Source organism: Pseudomonas sp. 22490 (genome assembly GCF_052044465.1).
GTDB classification, from domain to species: Bacteria; Pseudomonadota; Gammaproteobacteria; order Pseudomonadales; family Pseudomonadaceae; genus Pseudomonas; species Pseudomonas aeruginosa.
Genome location: NZ_JBQENS010000101.1, coordinates 1 through 544 on the forward strand (window position 1 = coordinate 1; position 544 = coordinate 544).

Genomic DNA, 544 nt, shown 5'->3' on the forward strand with positions numbered 1-544 from the left:
TCCTCACCGACGGCAACGGCAACCCGATCGGCCAGGTCACCGCCGACGGCAGCGGCAACTGGGCCTTCACGCCCGCTACGCCGTTGGCCAATGGCACGGTGATCAATGCGCTGGCCCAGGACGCCGCCGGCAACAACAGCAGTCCCACCAGCGCCACCGTCGACTCGCTGGCGCCAGCAGCCCCGGTGATCGATCCGAGCAACGGTAGCGTGATCGCCGGTACCGCCGAGGCTGGTGCCACGGTGATCCTCACCGACGGCAACGGCAACCCGATCGGCCAGGTCACCGCCGATGGCAGCGGCAACTGGAGCTTCACGCCCGGCACGCCGCTGGCCAATGGCACGGTGGTCAATGCGGTGGCCCAGGACGCTGCCGGCAACACCAGCGGCCCGGCCAGCACCACGGTGGACTCGGTGGCGCCGGCCGCGCCGGTGATCGACCCGAGCAACGGCAGCGTGATCGCCGGTACCGCGGAAGCCGGTGCGACGGTGATCCTCACCGATGGCGGCGGCAACCCGATCGGCCAGGCCACCGCCGACGGCAG

The 544-nt window shown here is 71.3% G+C and carries 1 protein-coding gene; it reads left to right on the forward strand.

Features of this window, described 5'->3' with window-relative positions; genetic code table 11:
• A partial coding sequence (locus ACTJJX_RS35080) for an Ig-like domain-containing protein (RefSeq protein ID WP_440782068.1) occupies positions 1–544 on the forward strand: 544 nt, incomplete at both ends.